14 protein-coding genes are annotated in these 20,195 nt (G+C 66.2%); 4 read left to right on the plus strand and 10 right to left on the minus strand.

The window, feature by feature from the left end; translation table 11 throughout:
- The first annotated feature begins 3 nt into the window (after positions 1-3).
- On the plus strand, positions 4-375 hold the full coding sequence (gene pilH / locus AC5P7S_RS12140) for a twitching motility response regulator PilH (protein WP_005410644.1): 372 nt from the start codon (positions 4-6) through the stop codon (positions 373-375).
- 80 nt (positions 376-455) lie between these two features.
- Here the strand turns inward: pilH and AC5P7S_RS12145 are convergent, their stop codons facing one another.
- Positions 456-1,343: a DnaJ C-terminal domain-containing protein gene (locus AC5P7S_RS12145; protein WP_005418339.1), complete on the minus strand. Its 888-nt coding sequence runs from the start codon at positions 1,341-1,343 to the stop codon at positions 456-458.
- 261 nt (positions 1,344-1,604) lie between these two features.
- Here AC5P7S_RS12145 and AC5P7S_RS12150 point away from each other — a divergent pair, with 261 nt between their 5' ends.
- A complete protein-coding gene (locus AC5P7S_RS12150) occupies positions 1,605-2,087 on the plus strand; it encodes a peroxiredoxin (RefSeq protein WP_005418341.1) in 483 nt (160 codons plus the stop codon).
- Between the two features lie 29 nt (positions 2,088-2,116).
- Complete coding sequence (locus tag AC5P7S_RS12155) at positions 2,117-2,692, plus strand: ferritin-like domain-containing protein (RefSeq protein ID WP_005418343.1); 576 nt, start codon at positions 2,117-2,119, stop codon at positions 2,690-2,692.
- Positions 2,693-2,807: 115 nt separating this feature from the next.
- On the opposite strand, the gene pbpC is transcribed toward AC5P7S_RS12155, so the two are convergent.
- Positions 2,808-5,189, minus strand: a complete 2,382-nt coding sequence (pbpC, locus tag AC5P7S_RS12160) for a penicillin-binding protein 1C (protein ID WP_095378355.1) — start codon at positions 5,187-5,189, stop codon at positions 2,808-2,810.
- Positions 5,190-5,238: 49 nt separating this feature from the next.
- Positions 5,239-10,146, minus strand: a complete 4,908-nt coding sequence (locus tag AC5P7S_RS12165; protein ID WP_095378354.1) for an alpha-2-macroglobulin family protein — start codon at positions 10,144-10,146, stop codon at positions 5,239-5,241.
- 502 nt (positions 10,147-10,648) lie between these two features.
- On the opposite strand from AC5P7S_RS12165, the gene AC5P7S_RS12170 reads away from it, so the two are divergent.
- Positions 10,649-11,671, plus strand: a complete 1,023-nt coding sequence (locus AC5P7S_RS12170) for a WD40 repeat domain-containing protein (protein ID WP_141239381.1) — start codon at positions 10,649-10,651, stop codon at positions 11,669-11,671.
- Between the two features lie 196 nt (positions 11,672-11,867).
- Here AC5P7S_RS12170 and AC5P7S_RS12175 read toward each other — a convergent pair whose 3' ends face one another.
- The 7 genes from AC5P7S_RS12175 to prpB all read right to left on the minus strand — a co-directional run bounded on the left by AC5P7S_RS12175 (position 11,868) and on the right by prpB (position 20,139).
- The gene (locus AC5P7S_RS12175) at positions 11,868-13,328 is read right to left on the minus strand and encodes a bifunctional 2-methylcitrate dehydratase/aconitate hydratase (RefSeq protein ID WP_095378352.1); all 1,461 of its coding nucleotides are present in this window, start codon (positions 13,326-13,328) and stop codon (positions 11,868-11,870) included.
- Between the two features lie 124 nt (positions 13,329-13,452).
- A complete protein-coding gene (prpF, locus tag AC5P7S_RS12180) occupies positions 13,453-14,631 on the minus strand; it encodes a 2-methylaconitate cis-trans isomerase PrpF (RefSeq protein ID WP_095378351.1) in 1,179 nt (392 codons plus the stop codon).
- Positions 14,632-14,634: 3 nt separating this feature from the next.
- Entirely contained in the window at positions 14,635-14,997 is a 363-nt protein-coding gene (locus AC5P7S_RS12185; protein ID WP_095378350.1) for a type II toxin-antitoxin system RelE/ParE family toxin, read from the minus strand.
- The gene (locus AC5P7S_RS12190; protein ID WP_065178214.1) at positions 14,994-15,236 is read right to left on the minus strand and encodes a type II toxin-antitoxin system ParD family antitoxin; all 243 of its coding nucleotides are present in this window, start codon (positions 15,234-15,236) and stop codon (positions 14,994-14,996) included. The genes AC5P7S_RS12185 and AC5P7S_RS12190 overlap by 4 nt, the downstream gene beginning before the upstream one ends.
- Positions 15,237-15,336: 100 nt before the next feature.
- Positions 15,337-17,955, minus strand: coding sequence for a Fe/S-dependent 2-methylisocitrate dehydratase AcnD (acnD, locus tag AC5P7S_RS12195; RefSeq protein WP_095378349.1), 2,619 nt, complete (start codon positions 17,953-17,955; stop codon positions 15,337-15,339).
- A gap of 97 nt (positions 17,956-18,052) precedes the next feature.
- Complete coding sequence (gene prpC / locus AC5P7S_RS12200) at positions 18,053-19,210, minus strand: bifunctional 2-methylcitrate synthase/citrate synthase (RefSeq protein WP_005418357.1); 1,158 nt, start codon at positions 19,208-19,210, stop codon at positions 18,053-18,055.
- Positions 19,211-19,245: 35 nt separating this feature from the next.
- Positions 19,246-20,139 (minus strand): methylisocitrate lyase, encoded by an 894-nt coding sequence (gene prpB / locus AC5P7S_RS12205; RefSeq protein WP_005418360.1) that lies wholly within the window; start codon positions 20,137-20,139, stop codon positions 19,246-19,248.
- Between the last annotated feature and the right edge of the window lie 56 nt (positions 20,140-20,195).

A 20,195-nucleotide genomic window follows, 5' to 3' on the forward strand; every position in this document is an offset into this window, starting at 1 on the left:
AACATGGCACGCATTCTGATCGTCGACGACTCACCGTCGCAGCTGTTGGGGATACAGCGCATCGTCGAGAAGCTCGGGCACCAGATCCTGACCGCCACCGATGGCGCCGCCGGGGTCGAAACCGCCAAGGCCGAGCTGCCCGACCTGGTCCTGATGGACGTGGTGATGCCCAATCTCAACGGCTTCCAGGCCACCCGCACCCTCGCCCGCGACGAGGCAACCCGGCATATTCCAGTGATCCTGGTGACCACCAAGGACCAGGATACCGACCGCATGTGGGGCATGCGCCAAGGCGCCAAGGCCTACATCACCAAGCCGTTCTCGGAAGATGAGCTGTCCGAAGTGCTGGAGCGCGTGTTCGCCGGGCAGGGCTGAGACGCGCGCGGTAGTGCCGGCCGCTGGCCGGCAATGATGTGTGATTGCCGGCCAGCGGCCGGCACTACCGGAAGGCGTGCTCAGATCGTCTCGCCAAACGCCTTGGCCAGGTTCCGGTAGGCCTTCTTCTGCGCCTCGTCGGTCGCGGCCGGGGCCACGATCTCGATCTCGACGATCTGGTCGCCATCCGGATTGCCCGGCAGGCCACGCCCGCGCAGGCGCAGCTTGCGCCCGGCATCGGAGTCGGCCGGAATCTTCAGTTCCACCGCGCCGCCCAGGGTCGGCACGCTGATGCTGGTGCCCAGCGCGGCCTGCCACGGCGTGACCGGCAGGGTGTAGAGGATGTTGCGGCCATCGACCTCGAACTGCGGGTGTGCGGCGTACTCCACTTCCAGCAGCAGGTTGCCGCCATGGTTGCCCTGCCCCGCCAGGCGGATCACCTGGCCCGGACGGATGCCCTTGGGCACGCGCACGTCCAGCTGCTTGCCGTTGACGGTGATGCGCAGGCTGTCGCCGCTGTAGGCCGCTTCCAGCGGTACCGACAGCTTGGCGCGGGTGTCGCGGTTGGGCGCATGGCCCTGGCTGCTGAATCCCGGGCCAGGGCCGGCACCGCCGCGCTGGCGCGCGAACAGGCTTTCGAAGAAGTCGCTGAAGCCGCCGTTGGCGCCACCACCCCCGAACACTTCCTCGAAGTTGAAACCACCGGCGCCGCCGTAGTTCGGCGGCACGTTGAACTCCTCGCCCGGGCGATAGCCCTGCGCGCGCAGCTGGTCGTAGGCTGCACGCTTTTCCGGGTCGCGCAGCGCCTCATAGGCCTCGTTGACCGCCTTGAACTTGTCTTCGGCCCCGGCCTCCTTGCTGACGTCCGGGTGGTACTTGCGTGCCAGCCGGCGGTAGGCGGTCTTGATCTCCGCCTCGCCCGCGCTCGGTTCCACCCCCAGGGTGGCGTAGTAATCCTTGAATTCCATCCAGCTACCTCGATCTGCTTCGGCCGCGCCGGTGGCGCCGCCCCGGGTTCATTCTACGCGCCGGCGATGCTACGCCGTCGCTCGTGCGGCCCCGGTGAGGCCGACTGATCCTGCGCAATGCGGTTGCCATCGCCCTGCCCCAGGCTATGGCTGGAAGCCCGCTCCGCAAAGCCTGAAGATGGGCCCTGCACGCCGGTTTTCCAATGTCTTGACGTCCCTGTCCCATCCGGCCCACTACGCTGCCCCAGCAAGGAGTTCCCCATGACCATCCATGTCGGCGACCGCATTCCGGAAGTCACCCTCAAGCGCATCCGCGAGGGCATTGAAACGCTCGATACGCATTCGCTGTTCGACGCGCGCAAGGTGGTGCTGTTCGCTGTGCCCGGCGCGTTCACGCCGACGTGCTCGGCCCGCCACCTGCCCGGCTACGTCGAGAAATTCGAGGCCTTCCGCCAGCGCGGCATCGATGTCTACTGCATGGCCGTCAACGACCCGTTCGTGATGAAGGCCTGGGCCGCCGATCAGCACGTGCCCGACGGCCTGCTGATGCTGTCCGACGGCAATGCCGAACTGACCCGTGCGCTCGGCCTGGAGCTCGACGCCAGTGCCTCGGGCATGGGCATCCGCTCGCGCCGTTTCGCCCTGTTCGTGGTCGACGGCGTGGTCCGCGCCGCCTGGGTTGAACAGCCCGGTCAATTCGAAGTGTCTTCGGCCGACTACGTGCTGGAGCACCTGCCCACCTGATCTCCCACCGCAAGAGGAAACGGCCAGCCATGTCCAGCAAGCCAGCCAAAGCCCCCAAGCCCACTGCGCAGATTCCCGGCATCAGCGAGCGCACGGCCCTGCGCGAGCGTGCCCGGCGCAACATCGAGGACGGTGCGATCACCGACAGCTACAGCGCCGACCGCAAGGTGGTGATCAAGCTGCTCAACGACGCACTGGCCACCGAGTACGTGTGCGTGCTGCGCTACTACCGGCACTACTTCATGGCCAAGGGCATGCTGGCCGACGCGGTGAAAGCTGAATTCCTTGAACATGCACAGCAGGAACAGGCGCATGCCGGCAAGCTGGCCGAGCGCATCGTGCAGCTCGGCGGCGAGCCCGACTTCAACCCGGATACGCTGACCGCGCGCTCGCATGCCGAATACAAGGAAGGCAGCGACCTGCGCGACATGGTCCGCGAGAACCTGGTGGCCGAACGCATCGCCATCGACAGCTACCGCGAGATGATCAACTTCATCGGCGACCGCGATACCACCACCAAGCGCATCCTCGAAGAGATCCTGGCACAGGAAGAGGAACACGCCGACGAGTTCGCCGATCTGCTGGATGGGTGGATCGGGGAGTGATCCGGTAGATGCCCACCCTGGTGGGCGCCTTTGCCGCGTGCCAACCAAGGTTGGCACCTACCAGAGCACGGCGGTGTCGTTGGCGCTGGACCGCGCGCCGCGCATGGCCCGGCGCCTACCGGAGGACAGTGAACCGTACATGCGTCCACGCGCCGTCTGCGGCCAAGGCGGTCAGGGTATGCGCACCGGGATCGGCGAACTCGCGCTGCATCAACTGCGCGCCGTGGGTCTGCGCGATCCAGCGGCCGTCCAGCAACCAGTCCACCGCCTGCTCGCTGCCCAGCGCGCGCAGCTGCAGGCGCACGCCGTGTTCCGAATTAGGCGCGCGCGCCAGCGTGGCGCCGTCATTGAGCCCGTCCACATGCAGCGCGACGCTGGCCTCGCGCCCGTCGTCGCGGCAGTCTGGCGACAGTCCCGGCAACTGCGAAGCCTCGCGCGTGGCCTTGGGCAGCCACGGTGACAGCAACGCCGGCCAGCGCGCGATCTCGCGGGCGACTTCTTCGTGCGGCAAGCGGCAATCGGCAGACACGCGCAGTCCGCTGCGGGCATCGGCCAGGTAACGCTGCCGGCCCGGCTGCCAGCGCCGCGCCTCGCGTTCGGGGAAGGTCGGCGGTGCGGCGCCATCGAGCAGGTAGGCTGGCATCCGCCGCTGGCACAGTGCGGCCGGCAGTCCCTCGGCACGTTCGCCAGTGGGCCAGCAGATGTCTTCCTGGCTGACACTGGCCGGCATCGGCGCGGCCGCCGAATCACCACGCTGGCGCGGCAGGCTGTCCACCACTTCGAACATCAGCGGCAGCGCGGTGACCGCGCCGTACTGGCCCGGCAACGGAGTACCGTCCGGCCGGCCCACCCACACGCCCACCGTGTAGTGGCGGGTACTGCCGATCGCCCATGCATCGCGGTACCCGTAACTGGTGCCGGTCTTCCACGCCACGCGCGGGCGGCCACCGACATCGAACGTCCCGGCGCTGTATCCCGGGCGCGGGTTTGATTCGAGCATCTCGCGCACGATCCAGCTGGCGCCCGGCGAGGCCAGGCGCCGCTCGATCATCGGCTCGTCGTCGGTGTAACGCACGCGGCCGGCGATACCGCTCCGGTTGAAGGCGGCGAACGCGCCGACCAGGTCTTCCAGACGCGCGCCGGTGCCGCCCAGGATCAGCGACAGGTTGGGCGAACTGCCCGGCGGGAAGCGCAGCTGGATCCCGGCGTGCGACAGGCGGGCAGCGAAGCGCGCCGCGCCGACCCGCTGCAGCAGATCCACCGACGGCACGTTGAGCGACAGCCGCAATGCGCTGGAGGCACCGATGGGCCCATTGAAGGCCATGTCGAAGTTGCCGGGGCGGTAGCTGCCGAAACTCTGCGGTGCATCGACCAGCAGGCTTTCCGAATGGATCAGGCCATCGTCCAGCGCCATCGCGTACAGGAACGGCTTGAGCGTGGAGCCTGGCGAACGCCAGGCCTGCACCATGTCCACGTGACCCAGCCGCTGGCGGTCACCGAAGGACAATGTACCGACATAGGCGCGTGCCTGCAGGGTCCGGTTGTCGACCACCAGCAGGGCCGCCGAGGTACGCTCGGGCAGCGTCGAGAAATAGCTGGCCACGCGCTCTTCCAGCGTGCGCTGCAGGCCGATGTCGATGCTGCTCTGGATGCGTGCCTGGCCCGGATGCGCCGAGTGCAGGCGCTGCGCCAGCAGCGCGGCGTGCAAGGGAGGGCGCAGCGAACGCGCCACCACGTTCTCGACGCGCGCATCCTCCACTTCTTCCGGTGTCCACGCGCCCAGCTCGGCCATGCGTGACAGCACCTTGTCGCGCGCCTTCTGCGCAGCTTCCGGATGGCGGTCCGGGCGCAGCCGGCTGGGCGCCTGTGGCAGCACCGCCAGCAGCGCAGCCTCGGCATGCGACAGCTGCGCCGCCGGCTTGCCCAGATAGGCCCAGCTGGCCGCTTCCACGCCTTCGATGGTGCCGCCGTAGGGTGCACGCTCCAGGTACAGGGCCAGGATCTGCTGCTTGCTCAGGTGCACCTCAAGCTGCACCGCACGCAGCATCTGCTTCAGCTTGCCCCACGGGGTGCGTGAGTGCGGATCGAGAATGCGCGCGACCTGCATGGTCAGGGTCGAACCGCCGGACACGATGCGGCCGCCGCGCAGCAGCTGGCCGCTGGCCCGCAGGATCGCCAGCGGGTTGATGCCCGGATGGCGCCAGAACCAGCGGTCTTCATAGGTCAGCAACGCCTGCAGGTACAGCGGTGAGACGCTGTCGATCGAGGCCGGATAGCGCCACACGCCCTCGGCATCGGCAAACGCGCGCAATGGCGTGCCGTCGGCAGCCACCACCAGGGTGCTGGTATCACGCTGCTTCGGCAGCGGCGGCGGGAAGGCGAAATCCAGCACCAGCAGCAGCGCCAGCGTGGCGGCCGTGCCCCAGCGCAGCCACGGCCACAGTGGCCGCAGCCGGCGGCGCAGGGCTGCCAGCCGGTTCGTCATCGTGTTCTTCATTGCGGGTTGCCAGCAGGACGGGCCGCGCCGTCGCGGCCCGTCCGCGCGGTCACGGCTGTACCACCGTGATCGTGGTCGGGTTGCTGCGGCCGACGCCGCGCAGCTGCGGCCGGTACATGTCCTCCACCAGCGGCGGCGGCACCGAGTAGGTTCCCGGCGTCACCGCGCGGACCAGGTAGAACACGTTGGCCTTGCTGCCACGCGAGAGCTTCAGCGCGGCCACGTAGCGGTCGTCGCGGAACTCCTCGTGCTTGGTATCGGCGGCCTCACCACGGTCGCTGATGGTGATGCCATCGACCACCACGTCGGCCCACTGCTTGGCATCGCCCAGGTTGAAGTTCTCGATCTCCAGGCCCGCCGGCAGCAGGTCGGTCAGCAGTGCATCGGGCATCGTGGTGTCGGCGGTGACGGTGACGCGCACGATCAGCGCTTCGCCTTCCTTCAGCGGGCGCGGCGACCACGGCTTGCCATCGGTACCAAAGTAGCTACGTTCAATACCCACTACGCTGTTGTCCGGTGCGTGCGCACTGCGCGGGATGCCGGCCACATCAATGCTGGCGAACATCGGCGGCTGCCCCTGCGGGGTGAAGCGCACGCCGCTGGCCAGCTCGCTGGCGCTGAAGTTGCGGCCGAACAGCTTGCGCTCGCCGATGGCTTCGGTGCTGCCACCGATCACCAGCTCACCGGCCACCAGCGCCTTCTGGTTGGCGGCCAGGGCCTTGCCGAGGCGGGCAATCGCCACCTGTTCCTGCGTGCTCAGCCACATCCAGCCGGCATTGCGGCGCGCATCCAGGCCACGGCCAAGATCCACCGCACGCGCATCCCAGGCGGGCTTGGCCAGCTTGTTCTCGTGGGTCAGCGCGATCATCAGTGCATCATCGCGGATCGCACTGCCGTAGTCGCCGAAGTACGACGGACGTTCGCTGCTGGACTTGGCGAAGGCCGCCGCCAGCGCGGCCTGGCCACGCTTGGCATCACCCTGCAGCGACAGCGCCACGCCCAGGTGGACCAGCGACAGGCCACCGACCGCCTTGCTGCGTTCGTTGTCGTACAGCGTGCGCAGGGTACCCAGCGGTGCACGATTGACCCGGGCCAGCACGTAGCCCGAATACGCCTGGTTGGCGAACTTCAGCTTCTCGCGATCCTCCTGGCCATAGAACTGATTGCCGCCGGACAGCAGATCCTCGCTGAGCCGGTTGAGCGCCTTCTGCAGCACGTTGTCGGGCACCGCAAAACCGGCGTCCTTGGCGTCGAGCAGGAACTCGGTGATGTACGGCGTCAGCCACGGGTTCACGTAGCCGTCGTCACCCCACATCGAGAAGTTGCCGTTGGCCACCTGCATCGACGCCAGGCGTCCGAACGCACCTTCCATGCGCTCTCTACGGGTCTTGGCATCCAGGCCATCGGCGCCGAGCATCGACGAGGTGGCCTGGTCCAGGATCAGCGCGGCGTAACCCTTGCTGGTGGTCTGCTCGGCGCAGCCATATGGATAGTTCAGCGCGCCCTGCAGTGCACTGGCGAACGGGATCGGCGGCAGCGGGCTGACCAGCAGGCGGGCATTCACCGACTCGGACATCAGGCCCTCGGTCAGGCTGTTGTCGAGGCTGACCGCGGCCAGCGGATCGAGCGTGCGCACCTGCGAACGCAGCACCTGCGGCCACGCCGCACGCACCGGCAGGTCGTAGCGGCGATCAGCCTTGAAGCCGTTGCCGTCCACCCGCACCCGCACCTTGGCCACGCTGTGGCCCTCGCGAGCCGACAATGGGAAGCTCAGCGTGGTCTTGGCGTCGGCATTCAACTGCACGCTGCGGCTGCCCTCGCCCAGGTTCAACGGGCCTTCGCTCTCCACCTTCACGTTGAACTGCCCCGGCTTGCCGGTGAAGTTCTGCACGTCCAGGGTCACGGTGCTGCGGTCGCCCGGGGCCAGCACGCGCGGCATGCTGGCTTCGGCCAGGATCGGGGCGCGCACAATGGTTTCCACGTCACGCTTGCCGTACTGGTCATCGCTGTAGACCAGCGCCGACACGCGCAGGGTGCCGTTGAAGTCCGGCACTTTCAGCCGGATGCGGGCATTGCCCTTGGCATCGAGCTGTACCGGGCCGGAGAACAGGTCCACGGTCTGCACGCGCGCGGTCGGGCGCTTGGCCTGCGGCAATGCCTGCAGCGCCATGTCGCCGCCGAACTTCAGCTTGCCGCTGCCACCATCGAAGCTCTCGATCACCCGGCTGTAGATGTCGTAGGCATCGATACCGAGGCGACGCTGGGCAAAGAAGTGTGCACCGGCATCGGGCACCGGGAAGCGGGTGATGTTGAGGATGCCCACGTCCACCGCCGAAACGGTGACGTGCGCGGTCTTGCCGGCCAGCTGCGGCGCACTGACGGTTACCGGCAGGTCCTGCTCCGGGCGCATCTGCTTGGGCGCGACCAGGCCTACGGCCACCGTGCGGCCCTTGCGGTCCATCGGCACATGCACCACGCCTACCGCGCGGGCCGGGGTGATCTTGCTCGGCGCACTGCCGCCACGGAACACCAGCGCGGTGATGTAGACGTCGTGGCGCTCCCAGTCGGCGGTGACCGGGATCTTGAAGGTCGAACCCGGCTTGGCCTCGATGTCCTGCACATACAGCATGCGGTCGGTCTCGACCATCAGGATGCCCTTGCCGGCGTGCGGCGGGGTCACCGTCACCTCCAGGGTGTCACCGGCCTTGTAACCGGTCTTGTCCAGGCCCAGCTTGACCTTGTCCGGGCGCGCATCCAGGCCACGGTTGTCATCGCCCCAGCTCCAGCCGGCACGGAACGGATAGCGGCTGGTCAGGCCGGTGGACGGATCGAACACGTCCACCCGGTACTCGCCCCACTCCACCGGGAAATCAAAGGCGACCGCGCTGTTGCCGGCATCGACGGTGCGGGTTTCCTTGTTCTCGAAACGGCGGGTGAAGTCGTAGTCCCAGCGGTTGTCGTTGAAGGTCCAGTGGTAGTCGCGCAGCTCGCGCACCAGGGTGATCTTCAGGCCCTTGGCCGGCTGCGGCGTACCAGCGGCATCCACGCGCATCAGCTCGAAGCGCGCGTTGCCGTTGGAATCGGCGCCATCGTCCGGGTTGAACAGCGGTCGCACGCCGACCAGCGCATTGGCCGGCCACATCACCCGCTTCAGGGTGCGGGTGACTGTGCGGCCGCCGGTTTCATACAGGCTGCCGGACAGCACCACGGCGATCGGCGCCTTGGCCTTGGCCGCCTCTTCCGGCAACGCCACATCCTCACGCAGCTGGCCATTGCCCGGCAGCGTGGTATCGATCACGTCCTTGGCCTCGCGCGGCAGCTGCAGGGTCGGGTCACCGAAGAAATAGCCCGGCAGGCCTTCCACCGGCTTCTGTTCGGCGGCCACCGCCATGCGTGCGGTGAAGCGGTTGCCATCGGCCGGTGCGCCATACAGGTAGGCGCCATTGGCCTGCAGGCGCAGGTCCTCACCCGGCTTCAGCGTCTTCTGCGCGCTGTCCAGGTCCAGTTTCATGCGCTCGGGCAGGAACTCCTCGATGCGCAGGGTCATGCCCTGGATCGCTTCCTTGCTGGCCGGGTCGGTGCGGAACTCGATCTGCCAGCGGCCGGTCGGCGCCTCGGCGGGGATCACCTGCTCGAAATTGATGTAGCCCTGGTCGCCTGGCTGCAGGCGGGTCTCGCGGAACGTCTTGCCATCGGGCTGCTTCAGGCGCAGGAACACGGGCTGGGCCTTGACCGGTTTGCCGTCGTTGTCACGCAGCAGCGCGGACAGGCGCACGGTCTCGCCCGGCCGGTACAGGTCGCGCCCGGACCAGGCATAGACGTCGAACCAGGCGTTGTCACGGCCAGCCACGGCGAATTCGCTCAGGTCCAGCGCCGGCTGGTTGAACGGCAGGAAGCTGGTGTCCTTGCCACTGCTGGCGACCAGCACGTGGGTGGCATCCAGGGTGTAGTTCAGCAGCGCATTACCATTGCCGTCGGTGCTGCCCTTCAGCACCACCTCGCCCTTGGCGTCGAGCACGCGCAGGTCGATGCCCTTCAGCGGCGCGCCGTCCTTGAGGCCGGCGGTGTGCACGAACAGCTTGTCCTTGTAGGCGCGGGTATGCAGGCCGATGTCGCTGACCGAGAAGAACGCGGTGTCGAACTCGCCTTCGTAGTCACCGGTACGCTTGAGCAGGGCGAAGTACAGGCCCGGCTCCTGCAGTTCCTTGATGTCCTGGGTGGGCAGGTAGGTCAGCACCCGCTCGTTCTGCTTGCCGCCAAGGATGAAGCGGTTGACGTAGACCGGCTCGGCCAGCTTGTTGATCGGGCTGCGCTCGTAGTCGCTGCTCAGCTCCCAGCTGCCACGGCGGCCGCCGCGCTGGTACTGGCTGAAGAAGGTCGGAAGATCCTTCTCGCGCACGCGCAGGAATTCGACGTCGACTTCCGGAACGTTCACCGAGACCACCGGCAGGCCACGGCTGTCCTTGGCCGGCAGCACGCTGCCCTGCGAGGCGAAGCCGACCACCGGCTTCAGCTCGCCGCTGAAGACCTTCTGCTTCAGTTCCTTGCCCAGGCGGCTGCCATCAGCGGCCAGCAGGTCCGGCGAGACCACCAGGCTGAACTCCTTGCCGGCCTCGACGAACGGGTAGCGCAGGGTCAGGCCGTCATCGGACAGCGTCCAGCTGCTGTCTTCGGTGCCGACCTTCTCCTCGAAGCGCACCAGCGTGTCGAAATCCTGGGTGCCGACCAGCGGGCGCGAGAACTCCAGCGCCAGCGACAGGCCGTCATTCTTCTGGTCCGGGTAGGCCCGCAGCAGGGTGAATTCCTTCACCTGCTCGGCCTTGGTGGTGATCGCCTCGCCACTGGCCTTGGGCAACTGCCCGCTGTCGTTGCGGCAGCCGGCCAGGCCCAGCAACAGGCCTCCTGCCAGTACCGCCGCCGCCCATCCCCACCGCTTCCGCCGTGCCGGACCGCTCATGTCGTCACTCCTTGATCGAGGTGGCCATTATAGGCAGGCCGCGTCAAGGCGTTGGCGCGGATTCGGCAATTGCCCGGGCGCGGGTAGTGCCGGCCGCCGGCCGGCTGGACCGGTAGCCGCCAACCTTGGTTGGCGATAGCCGTGGCAACCAAGGTTGGCACCTACCCAAGCGCCCCTCCCCCGCTGCGCCAGGCACAGGCCGATGCCGGCAACCTGTCTGGCTTGGGATCAGGCGCCCCCCAATCGTGGCGCGCAATGTCCCGGCGGAGAGAAGGCTAAGCCGCCCCAAAGTGACGGGTTCAACCCTCGATTGAGCGACTTCCCAATCGGCCTTCAGTCGCCGCTGTAGCATCGGCATCAGGCCTTCTGGACAGCAGTGAACATTGCAATGACACGAGTACGTATGATTCAGGATCCAGCGACCGGTAAGGTCTGGGGTACGCGATGTGACCGAGGTACCGTCGAAGTCACCTCCGGAAACCCGGGGAAGCTGAAGTCACAGTTGAAAGACTTCCCGAGTCCCGACGAGGCACTGAAATGGGCCATCAAACAGGAGTGGTCGCGGCTGAAAAAGGGCTTCGTACTCGTGAACCCTGCTGCTGCCGCAGGCGAACCCTGCATGCATCGTTACATTGGCGGGGGCTACACGGGAGCCCTGATGATTGCGGGTTGCAATGGGAAGCTGGCGACCAATCAGCACCAGGACGAAGACACGCATGGTGCGGCAACCGACATGTTGCTGCTCATTGGTGAAGACACTGAGATCATCCATGGTTGGCGATCAAGCAAGACGGACCTTGCCTGGTCGGCACTACCTACGGATGACCGGACAGGATTCCTGATTCGATTCGACTCTGGAATTTACCTTTGGACTTCAGATGGCAGTCCTCCCCAGCGGATCAGCGATGCATCCATACTGTCATCGCCCTTCCTGACAAGGTCCAACGGGCATGCCGCATGGTATGACGGTGAGCAGCTAACGGTAATGAGACTCGACGATGGAAGGCACATCATGCAGCTGGTGCGCTCCCCTGCGATGGTTGGCGGGCATTCCGAGCAGATGATGAGCACGCTCTCAGCGGATGCCACGATGCTTGCCTGCTGTGCCAATCCGGGGGAGATCGAGTACATCGATGTCGCCCAGGCCAAGACTGTGCGCCGACATCAGGCTGATTTTGAAATGATCGTCAAGATGGAGTGGAGCGCGGATGGACGCTGGTTGTTGGCCTTGGAACAGTATGGACGGTGGCGCCTACTGTGCCTGGACGCGGCAACAGGCGAATCCCGCCCCGGGTGGCCGGAGTTCACTGATATGACACGAACTGACTTTGCACTGGACTGCGATAGCAAGCGATTGGCCGTCATGCACCGCGGTCATATTGCACTTTATGACTTTGCAGACATGAGGGAAATTCGACGCTTTCCCGTCGATCATGTGGTGCGTACCGCGCATATTGCATGGACAGGAGACAATGCCATCTCGGTGCGAACCGACTACGGATGCCTTTCCACATATGTGATCTGATCCGGCTGAGCCTATCGCTATCGCGGGATTACACTATCTCTGCGGAACCTCAGCGGACTGCAGCGCGGACCAAAGCATCCCGGTAGATGCCAACCTTGGTTGGCGTCGGCCGTGCCAACCGAGGTTGGCACCTACCAAAGCGGGTCGAGCCACATGCCCGGCAAGCAGGCGTGGTGTCAGATCCACCAAAGCGTTGCTACCCCGGCAGGTACAGGTCCACATAGTCGGTCACCGGCATTGCCGCCAGCGCCACCGGATCCAGTGATGCCGCCAGGATGCGCTGCTGCTGGACTGTCGGGAAGCGGTGGGCCAGGTGCCGGCGGAACTTGTCCATCAGCAGCGGAATGCCTTCCTCCCGGCGTCGGGCATGGCCGAGCGGGTATTCCACCAGTACCTCGGGCAGCTCAGTACCGTCGCTGAAGCGCACGCCCAGGCCGTTGGCGATGCTGCGCTTGTCCGGGTCCAGGTAGTCGGCGCTGAGTTGCGGATCCTCATGGCAGGCCATCTTCGCCCGCAGGGCATCGATGCGTGGATCAGCGGCAACGTCGTCCTCGTAATCCTCGGCCACCAGCCGCCCGTGCAGCAGCGCGATGGCGACCATGTACTGCACGCAATGGTCGCGGTCGGCCGGGTTATGCAGCGGGCCCTGCTTGTCAATGATGCGGATGCAGGCTTCCTGGGTCCGGATCGCGATATGCGCGATGTCCTCGACCCGCCGCCCCATCGCACGCAACTGCTGGTGCAGCATGATGGCCGCCTCCACTGCGGTCTGGCCATGGAACTCGGCCGGGTAGCTGATCTTGAACAGCACGTTCTCCATCACGTAGCTGCCCAGCGGTCGCCCCAGCGTCAGTGCCTTGCCATGCATCGACACCGCTTCAAAGCCCCAGGTCGGCGCGCTGAGCACGCTGGGGTAGCCCATCTCGCCACTGGCCGCCATCAGCGCCAGGCGCACGCCACGGCTGGTCGCATCGCCAGCTGCCCAGCTCTTGCGCGAGCCGGTGTTGGGTGCGTGCCGGTAGGTGCGCAGGGACTGACCATCGACCCAGGCCAGCGACAACGCATTGAGCATGCGCTCGCGATCCAGGCCGAGCAGCTGCGCAACCACAGCGGTGGTGGCCACTTTGACCAGCACCACGTGGTCCAGCCCGACCCGGTTGAAGGAATTCTCCAGCGCCAGCACGCCCTGGATCTCGTGCGCCTTGATCATTGCCAGCAGCACGTCGCGCACGGTCGGCGGTGGGCGCCGCAGAGCCTCCGCGTTGCGCCCCAGCCAATCGCAGACGGCAAGGATGCCACCCAGGTTGTCCGAAGGGTGCCCCCATTCGGCCGCCAGCCAGGTATCGTTGAAATCCAGCCAGCGCACCATCGCGCCGATGTTGAAGGCGGCCTGCACCGGGTCCAGCACGTAATGCGTACCCGGAACGCGCGCGCCGTTGACCACGCTGATGCCCGGCACCAGTGGACCAAGCAGTTTGCTGCAGGCCGGGAACGACAGCGCTTCCAGGCCGCAGCCCAGCGTGTCGAGCAGGCAGTGGTGCGCGATCTGGAACGCCAGGGGTGAGTCGATGCGCGCGTCGCGCACGTAGTCGACGATGCCCACCAGCAGCGCATCCCACGCTGCACGCTCGTTGGATGGGGTGTGGCTGTCGGACATTATCGATCTCCTCGTTGCGGTGCACGGTCGCCCGTGCACCATGCCAACCAAGGTTGGCATCTACCAAAGCAATCTGTCTCTGCGGCCCGGTAGTCGCCAACCTTGGTTGGCGTTCACCAACGCATCACTCGACCGGTACCCGCACCTTGCCTTCCATCAGCACGCGGGCGCTGCGGCTCATGATGGCCTTGGTCACCGTCCATTGGCCGTCAACGAGACCGGCCTGCGCACCCACGCGCAACGTGCCGGAGGGATGGCCGAAGGTCACCGCTTCGCGTTCGCCGCCTCCAGCAGCGCGATTGACCAGCGTGCCCGGAATCGCTGCCGCGGTGCCGATCGCCACGGCAGCGGTACCCATCATCGCGTGGTGCAGCTTTCCCATCGACAACGCACGCGCATGCAGGTCGATCGCCGAGGCCGGAATGACCTTGCCACTGGACGACACGTAGTCCTGCGCCGGTGCCACGAAGGCCACCTTCGGCGTGTGCTGGCGGGTCGCCGCATCTTCCAGGTTCTTGATCAGCCCCATGCGCAAGGCGCCGTAGGCGCGGATCTTCTCGAAGCGCTCCAGCGCCCCCTTGTCCTCGTTGACCGCAGGCTGCAGTTCGGTGCCGGTGTAGCCCAGGTCGGCCGCATTGAGGAAGATGGTCGGAATGCCGGCGGTGATCATGGTCACCTCGAAACTGCCCACGCCCGGCACGTCCAGGGTGTCGACCAGGTTGCCGGTCGGGAACATCGCGCCCGCATCGCCGTCATCGGACGGATCGATGAACTCCAGCTGGATCTCGGCGGCCGGGAAGGTCACGCCATCCAGCTCGAAATCACCGGTCTCCTGCACTTCGCCATCGCGCATCGGCACGTGGGCGATGATGGTCTTGCCGATGTTGGCCTGCCAGATGCGCACGGTGCACAGGCCGTCGCGTGGCACGCGGGACGGATCGATCAGGCCGTTGGCGATCGCGAACGGACCCACCGCAGTGCTGAGGTTGCCGCAGTTGCCGCTCCAGTCGACGAAGGCGGTGTCGATCGAGACCTGGCCGTACAGGTAGTCCACATCGTGGTCCGGCACCGACGCGGTGGAAATGATCACGCATTTACTGGTGCTGGAGGTGGCGCCGCCCATGCCGTCGGTCTGCTTGCCATACGGATCGGGCGAGCCGATCACGCGCATCAGCAGCGCATCGCGTGCGGCGCCCGGCACCTGCGCGGCGTCGGGCAGGTCCTGCAGGCGGAAGAACACGCCCTTGCTGGTGCCACCGCGCATGTAGGTGGCGGGAATACGGAGTTGCGGGAGGAAAGTCATGGATCAGTATCCTGGGTGCGACGAACCAATATCGGGGTTGAGCTCCTCGTCTTCGAGCAGTGCTTCCATACCCCGCGAAGCATTCCAGATGCGCACGATGGAAACGTGCGCAGGTAGCTCCACGTAGTAGACCAGGTAGCCGTCGAAGCGACGAACCGGATAAAAACGCAACGGCGCTGGCAGCGAGGGCAACAGATCCGCATGCAATGTGGAACCAGCACCCGGGTGAGCCTCGATCAGCTTGACGACGGACTCCACCGCATCGATGAAGCCGACTTCCAGCACTTCTCCGCCCTGATCTGCATACCAGGCTGCTGCCTGGTCGAGATCTAGAACCGCTGCAGGAGACCAGTGCGAAGGTTTCACTTGCGGTTCCGAGCACGCTCACGGAGCTTGTCGAAGTGATCCGGCGCCAGAGGCGCCGAAGGACCAGAAGACAGCCCCTCGGCAATCAACTGCTTGAGCAGTGCTTCGGCCTTGCTGCGCTGGCGCTGGCGGATCAGGTCGCGCACATAGTCCGACGTGCTGGAGTAGCCGCCTTCGCGCACTTCTTCGTCCACGAACTGCTTGAGCGGATCAGTCAGCGAAATGTTCATGGTGGCCATGAGACTCTCCATTGGCAGTTTTTGCCAAGTCAGTGTGCGCCCTGCCCAGGTGTCGGACAAGCCCGCCCCCGGCCTCCGGGGGCAGGCATTCAGGCCGGTATCACGCCACCTTGGCGCCTTCCAGGAAGTCCTGCGCGAAGCGCTGCAACACGCCACCGGCCTCGTAGATCGCCACTTCCTCGTCGCTGTCCAGGCGGCAGGTGACCGGCACGATCACGTCCTGGCCGTCGCGGCGGTGGATGACCAGCGTCAGCTCGGCGCGCGGGGTGCGCTCGCCGACCACGTCGAAGGTCTCGGTGCCATCGATGCCCAGGGTCAGGCGGGTGGTGCCCGGCTTGAACTCCAGCGGCAGCACGCCCATGCCGATCAGGTTGGTACGGTGAATCCGCTCGAAGCCCTCGGCCACGATCGCCTCCACGCCAGCCAGGCGCACGCCCTTGGCGGCCCAGTCACGCGAGCTGCCCTGGCCGTAGTCGGCACCGGCAATGATGATCAGCGGCTGCTTGCGCTCCATGTAGGTCTCGATGGCTTCCCACATGCGCATCACCTTGCCTTCCGGCTCCACGCGCGCCAGCGAACCCTGCTTCACGCTGCCGTCGTCGTTGCGCACCATCTCGTTGAACAGCTTCGGGTTGGCGAAGGTGGCGCGCTGCGCGGTCAGGTGGTCGCCGCGGTGGGTCGCGTAGGAATTGAAGTCCTCTTCGGGCAGGCCCATCTTCGCCAGGTACTCACCGGCGGCACTGGAGGCCAGGATCGCGTTGGACGGCGACAGGTGGTCGGTGGTGATGTTGTCCGGCAGCACCGCCAGCGGGCGCATGCCCGACAGCGTGCGCTCACCGGCCAGTGCGCCCTCCCAGTACGGCGGGCGACGGATATAGGTGCTCTGCGGGCGCCAGTCGTACAGCGGGTTGACCGTCGCGCCGTGCTCCACGCGCACATTGAACATCGGGTTGTAGACGCGGCGGAACTGCTCCGGCTTCACCGAGGCCTTGACCACGGCGTCGATCTCGGCGTCGCTCGGCCAGATGTCCTTCAGGCGCACCTCGTTGCCGTCGGCGTCCACGCCCAGCACGTCCTTCTCGATGTCAAAGCGCACGGTGCCGGCGATGGCATAGGCGATCACCAGCGGCGGCGACGCCAGGAAGGCCTGCTTCGCATACGGGTGGATGCGGCCATCGAAGTTGCGGTTGCCCGACAGCACAGCCGTGGCGTACAGGTCACGGTCGATGATCTCCTGCTGGATGGCCGGATCGAGCGCGCCGCTCATGCCGTTGCAGGTGGTGCAGGCGAAGGCGACGATGCCGAAGCCCAGCTTTTCCAGGTCCGGCAGCAGGCCGGCCTCTTCCAGGTACAGCTGCACCGCCTTCGAGCCGGGCGCCAACGATGACTTCACCCACGGCTTGCGCAGCAGGCCGCGCTCGTTGGCCTTGCGTGCCAGCAGGCCGGCAGCGATCACGTTGCGCGGGTTGGAGGTGTTGGTGCAGCTGGTGATGGCGGCGATGATCACCGCGCCATCCGGCATCAGGCCCTGCGCCTGCTCGGCCCTGCCCGCTGCCAGCTTGGCCTCGTCGGCGATGCCGCGCTCGGCCAGCTCGGCGGTCGCCACGCGCTTGTGCGGGTTGGACGGGCCGGCCATGTTGCGCACCACGCTGGACAGGTCGAAGCGCAGCACGCGCTCGTACTGTGCGGTGGCCAGGTCGTCAGCCCACAGGCCGGTGGTGCGCGCATAGTTTTCCACCAGCGCCACCTGCGATTCCTCGCGCCCGGTCAGGCGCAGGTAATCGATGGTCTGCCCGTCGATGTAGAACATCGCGGCGGTGGCGCCGTATTCGGGGCACATGTTGGAGATGGTGGCGCGGTCACCGATGGTCAGTGCCGCCGCTCCCTCGCCGAAGAATTCAAGGTACGCGCCGACCACGCGCTCCTTGCGCAGGAATTCGGTCAGCGCCAGCACCACGTCGGTGGCGGTGATGCCCGGCTGCGGCCTGCCGATCAGCTCGACGCCGATGATATCCGGCAGTCGCATCCACGAGGCACGACCGAGCATCACGTTCTCGGCTTCCAGGCCGCCCACACCAATCGCGATCACGCCCAGCGCATCCACGTGCGGGGTGTGGCTGTCGGTGCCCACGCAGGTGTCGGGGAAGGCTACGCCGTCCTGCACGTAGATCACCGGCGACATCTTCTCCAGGTTGATCTGGTGCATGATGCCGTTGCCCGGCGGAATCACGTCCACGTTCTCGAACGCCAGCTTGGTCCAGTCGATGAAGTGGAAGCGGTCTTCGTTGCGGCGATCCTCGATCGCGCGGTTCTTCTCGAACGCCTGCGGATCGAAACCACCACACTCCACCGCCAGCGAGTGATCGACGATCAGCTGCACCGGCACCACCGGATTCACCTTGGCCGGGTCACCGCCCTTGTCAGCGATCGCATCGCGCAGGCCGGCCAGGTCGACCAGTGCGGTCTGGCCGAGGATGTCGTGGCAGACCACGCGCGCGGGGAACCATGGGAAATCGAGGTCGCGGCGGCGCTCGATCAGCTGCTTCAGCGAGTCGCCAAGCGTGGCCGGATCGCAGCGGCGCACCAGGTTCTCGGCCAGCACGCGCGAGGTGTACGGCAGGGTGGCGTAGGCGCCGGGCTGGATTGCATCGACGGCGGCGCGCGCGTCGAAATAGTCCAGCGCGCTGCCGGGGAGGTTCTTGCGGTAATCGGTATTCATGGGCTGGCGGAATGCTTGGGGCGGGCCGGGTGCCGGCGGTGCGGCGGCGAAAGCATCCGGCCGGCACGCGGCCGGCCGGATGGGTACAGCAGATGGATCAGACGCGCTTGTCGATGGCGACGAAGTCGCGGTCTTCCGGACCGATGTAGTTGGCGCTCGGGCGGATGATCTTGCCGTCGATGCGCTGTTCGATGATGTGCGCGCTCCAGCCGGCGGTGCGTGCGATCACGAACAGCGGGGTGAACATCGCGGTCGGCACGCCCATCATGTGGTAGCTGACGGCGCTGAACCAGTCCAGGTTCGGGAACATCTTCTTGATGTCCCACATCACCGATTCCAGGCGCTCGGCGATGTCGTACATCTTCATGCTCGACTGTTCTTCGGACAGCTCGCGGGCCACGTCCTTGATCACCTTGTTGCGCGGATCGGAGACGGTATAGACCGGATGGCCGAAGCCGATCACCACTTCCTTGCGCTCGACGCGGGCCTTGATGTCTTCCTCGGCCTCATCCGGATTGTCGTAGCGCTTCTGCACTTCGAACGCCACTTCATTGGCGCCGCCGTGCTTCGGGCCACGCAGTGCGCCGATGCCACCGCAGATCGCGCTGTACATGTCGCTGCCGGTACCGGCGATGACACGACAGGTGAAGGTCGAGGCGTTGAACTCGTGTTCTGCGTACAGGATCAGCGAGGTGTGCATCGCCTTCACCCACGAGTCCTGCGGCTTCTCGCCGTGCAGCAGGTGCAGGAAGTGGCCACCGATCGAGTCATCGTCGGTTTCCACGTCGATGGCACGGCCGTTGTGGCTCCAGTGGTACCAGTACAGCAGCATCGAGCCGAGGCAGGCCATCAGCTTGTCGGCAATGTCGCGCGCGCCCGGATGATTGTGGTCATCCTTCTCCGGCGCCACGCAGCCGAGCACGGACACACCGGTGCGCATCACGTCCATCGGGTGTGCCGACGGCGGCAGTTCTTCCAGTGCGGCCTTCACCGCGGCCGGGATGCCACGCAGCGACTTCAGCTTGGCCTTGTACGAAACCAGCTCGGCGCGGGTTGGCAGCTTGCCGTGCACCAGCAGGTAGGCGATTTCCTCGAACTCGCTGGTGTTGGCCAGGTCCAGGATGTCGTAGCCACGGTAATGCAGGTCGTTGCCACTGCGGCCCACGCTGCACAGCGCGGTGTTGCCGGCGGCGGTGCCGGACAGGGCGACGGACTTCTTCGGCTTGAAGGTCGGGGTTGCGGTCGTATCGTTCATGTTTCCCTCCGAAACTTGATGGTGCAGGGTACTGCTTATTTCTTGGCGGCGAACAGCGCATCGAGCTGCTGCTCGAAGGCGTGGTAGCCGATGCGGTCGTAGAGTTCTTCGCGGGTCTGCATGGTTTCCACCACGTTGCGCTGGTGGCCATCGCGGCGCACCGCCTGGTAGACGTTCTCGGCCGCCTTGTTGGCCGCTCGGAACGCCGACAGCGGGAACAGCTGGATCGCAACACCGGCCGAAGCCAGTTCATCGCGGCTGAACAGCGGGGTGGCACCGAATTCGGTGATGTTGGCCAGCACCGGCACCTTCACCGCGTCGACGAAGCGACGGTAGGTGTCCAGGTCGTAGGCCGCCTCGGCGAAGATACCGTCGGCACCGGCCTCGACACAGGCAATGGCGCGCTCGATGGCCTTGTCCACGCCGTCCACTTGGATGGCGTCGGTACGCGCGATCAGGAAGAAGTCCGGATCGGTCTTGGCATCGGCGGCAGCCTTCACGCGGTCGACCATTTCACCCTGCGAGACGATCTCCTTGCCCGGACGGTGACCGCAGCGCTTGGCGCCAACCTGGTCTTCGATGTGGCAGGCGGCCGCGCCGGCCTTGATCAGCGACTTCACGGTGCGCGCGATGTTGAACGCACTCGGCCCGAAGCCGGTATCGATGTCCACCATCAGCGGCAGGTCGCAGACATCGGTGATGCGGCGCACGTCCACCAGCACGTCTTCCAGGGTGTTGATGCCCAGGTCCGGCAGGCCCAGCGAGCCCGCGGCAACACCGCCGCCGGACAGATAGATGGCGCGGAAGCCGGCGCGCTTGGCCAGCAGGGCGTGGTTGGCGTTGATGGCGCCGATCACCTGCAGCGGCGATTCGGCAGCAAGCGCCTCACGGAAGCGGGCACCGGCGGAGAAAGGGGCGGAAGCGGTCATGCGGCAATCCAGGTTGGAGAACGGATAGATAGGCGCAAGCACCATGCCAAGCTGCA

Source organism: Stenotrophomonas sp. YJH_SMC_32 (genome assembly GCF_059369975.1).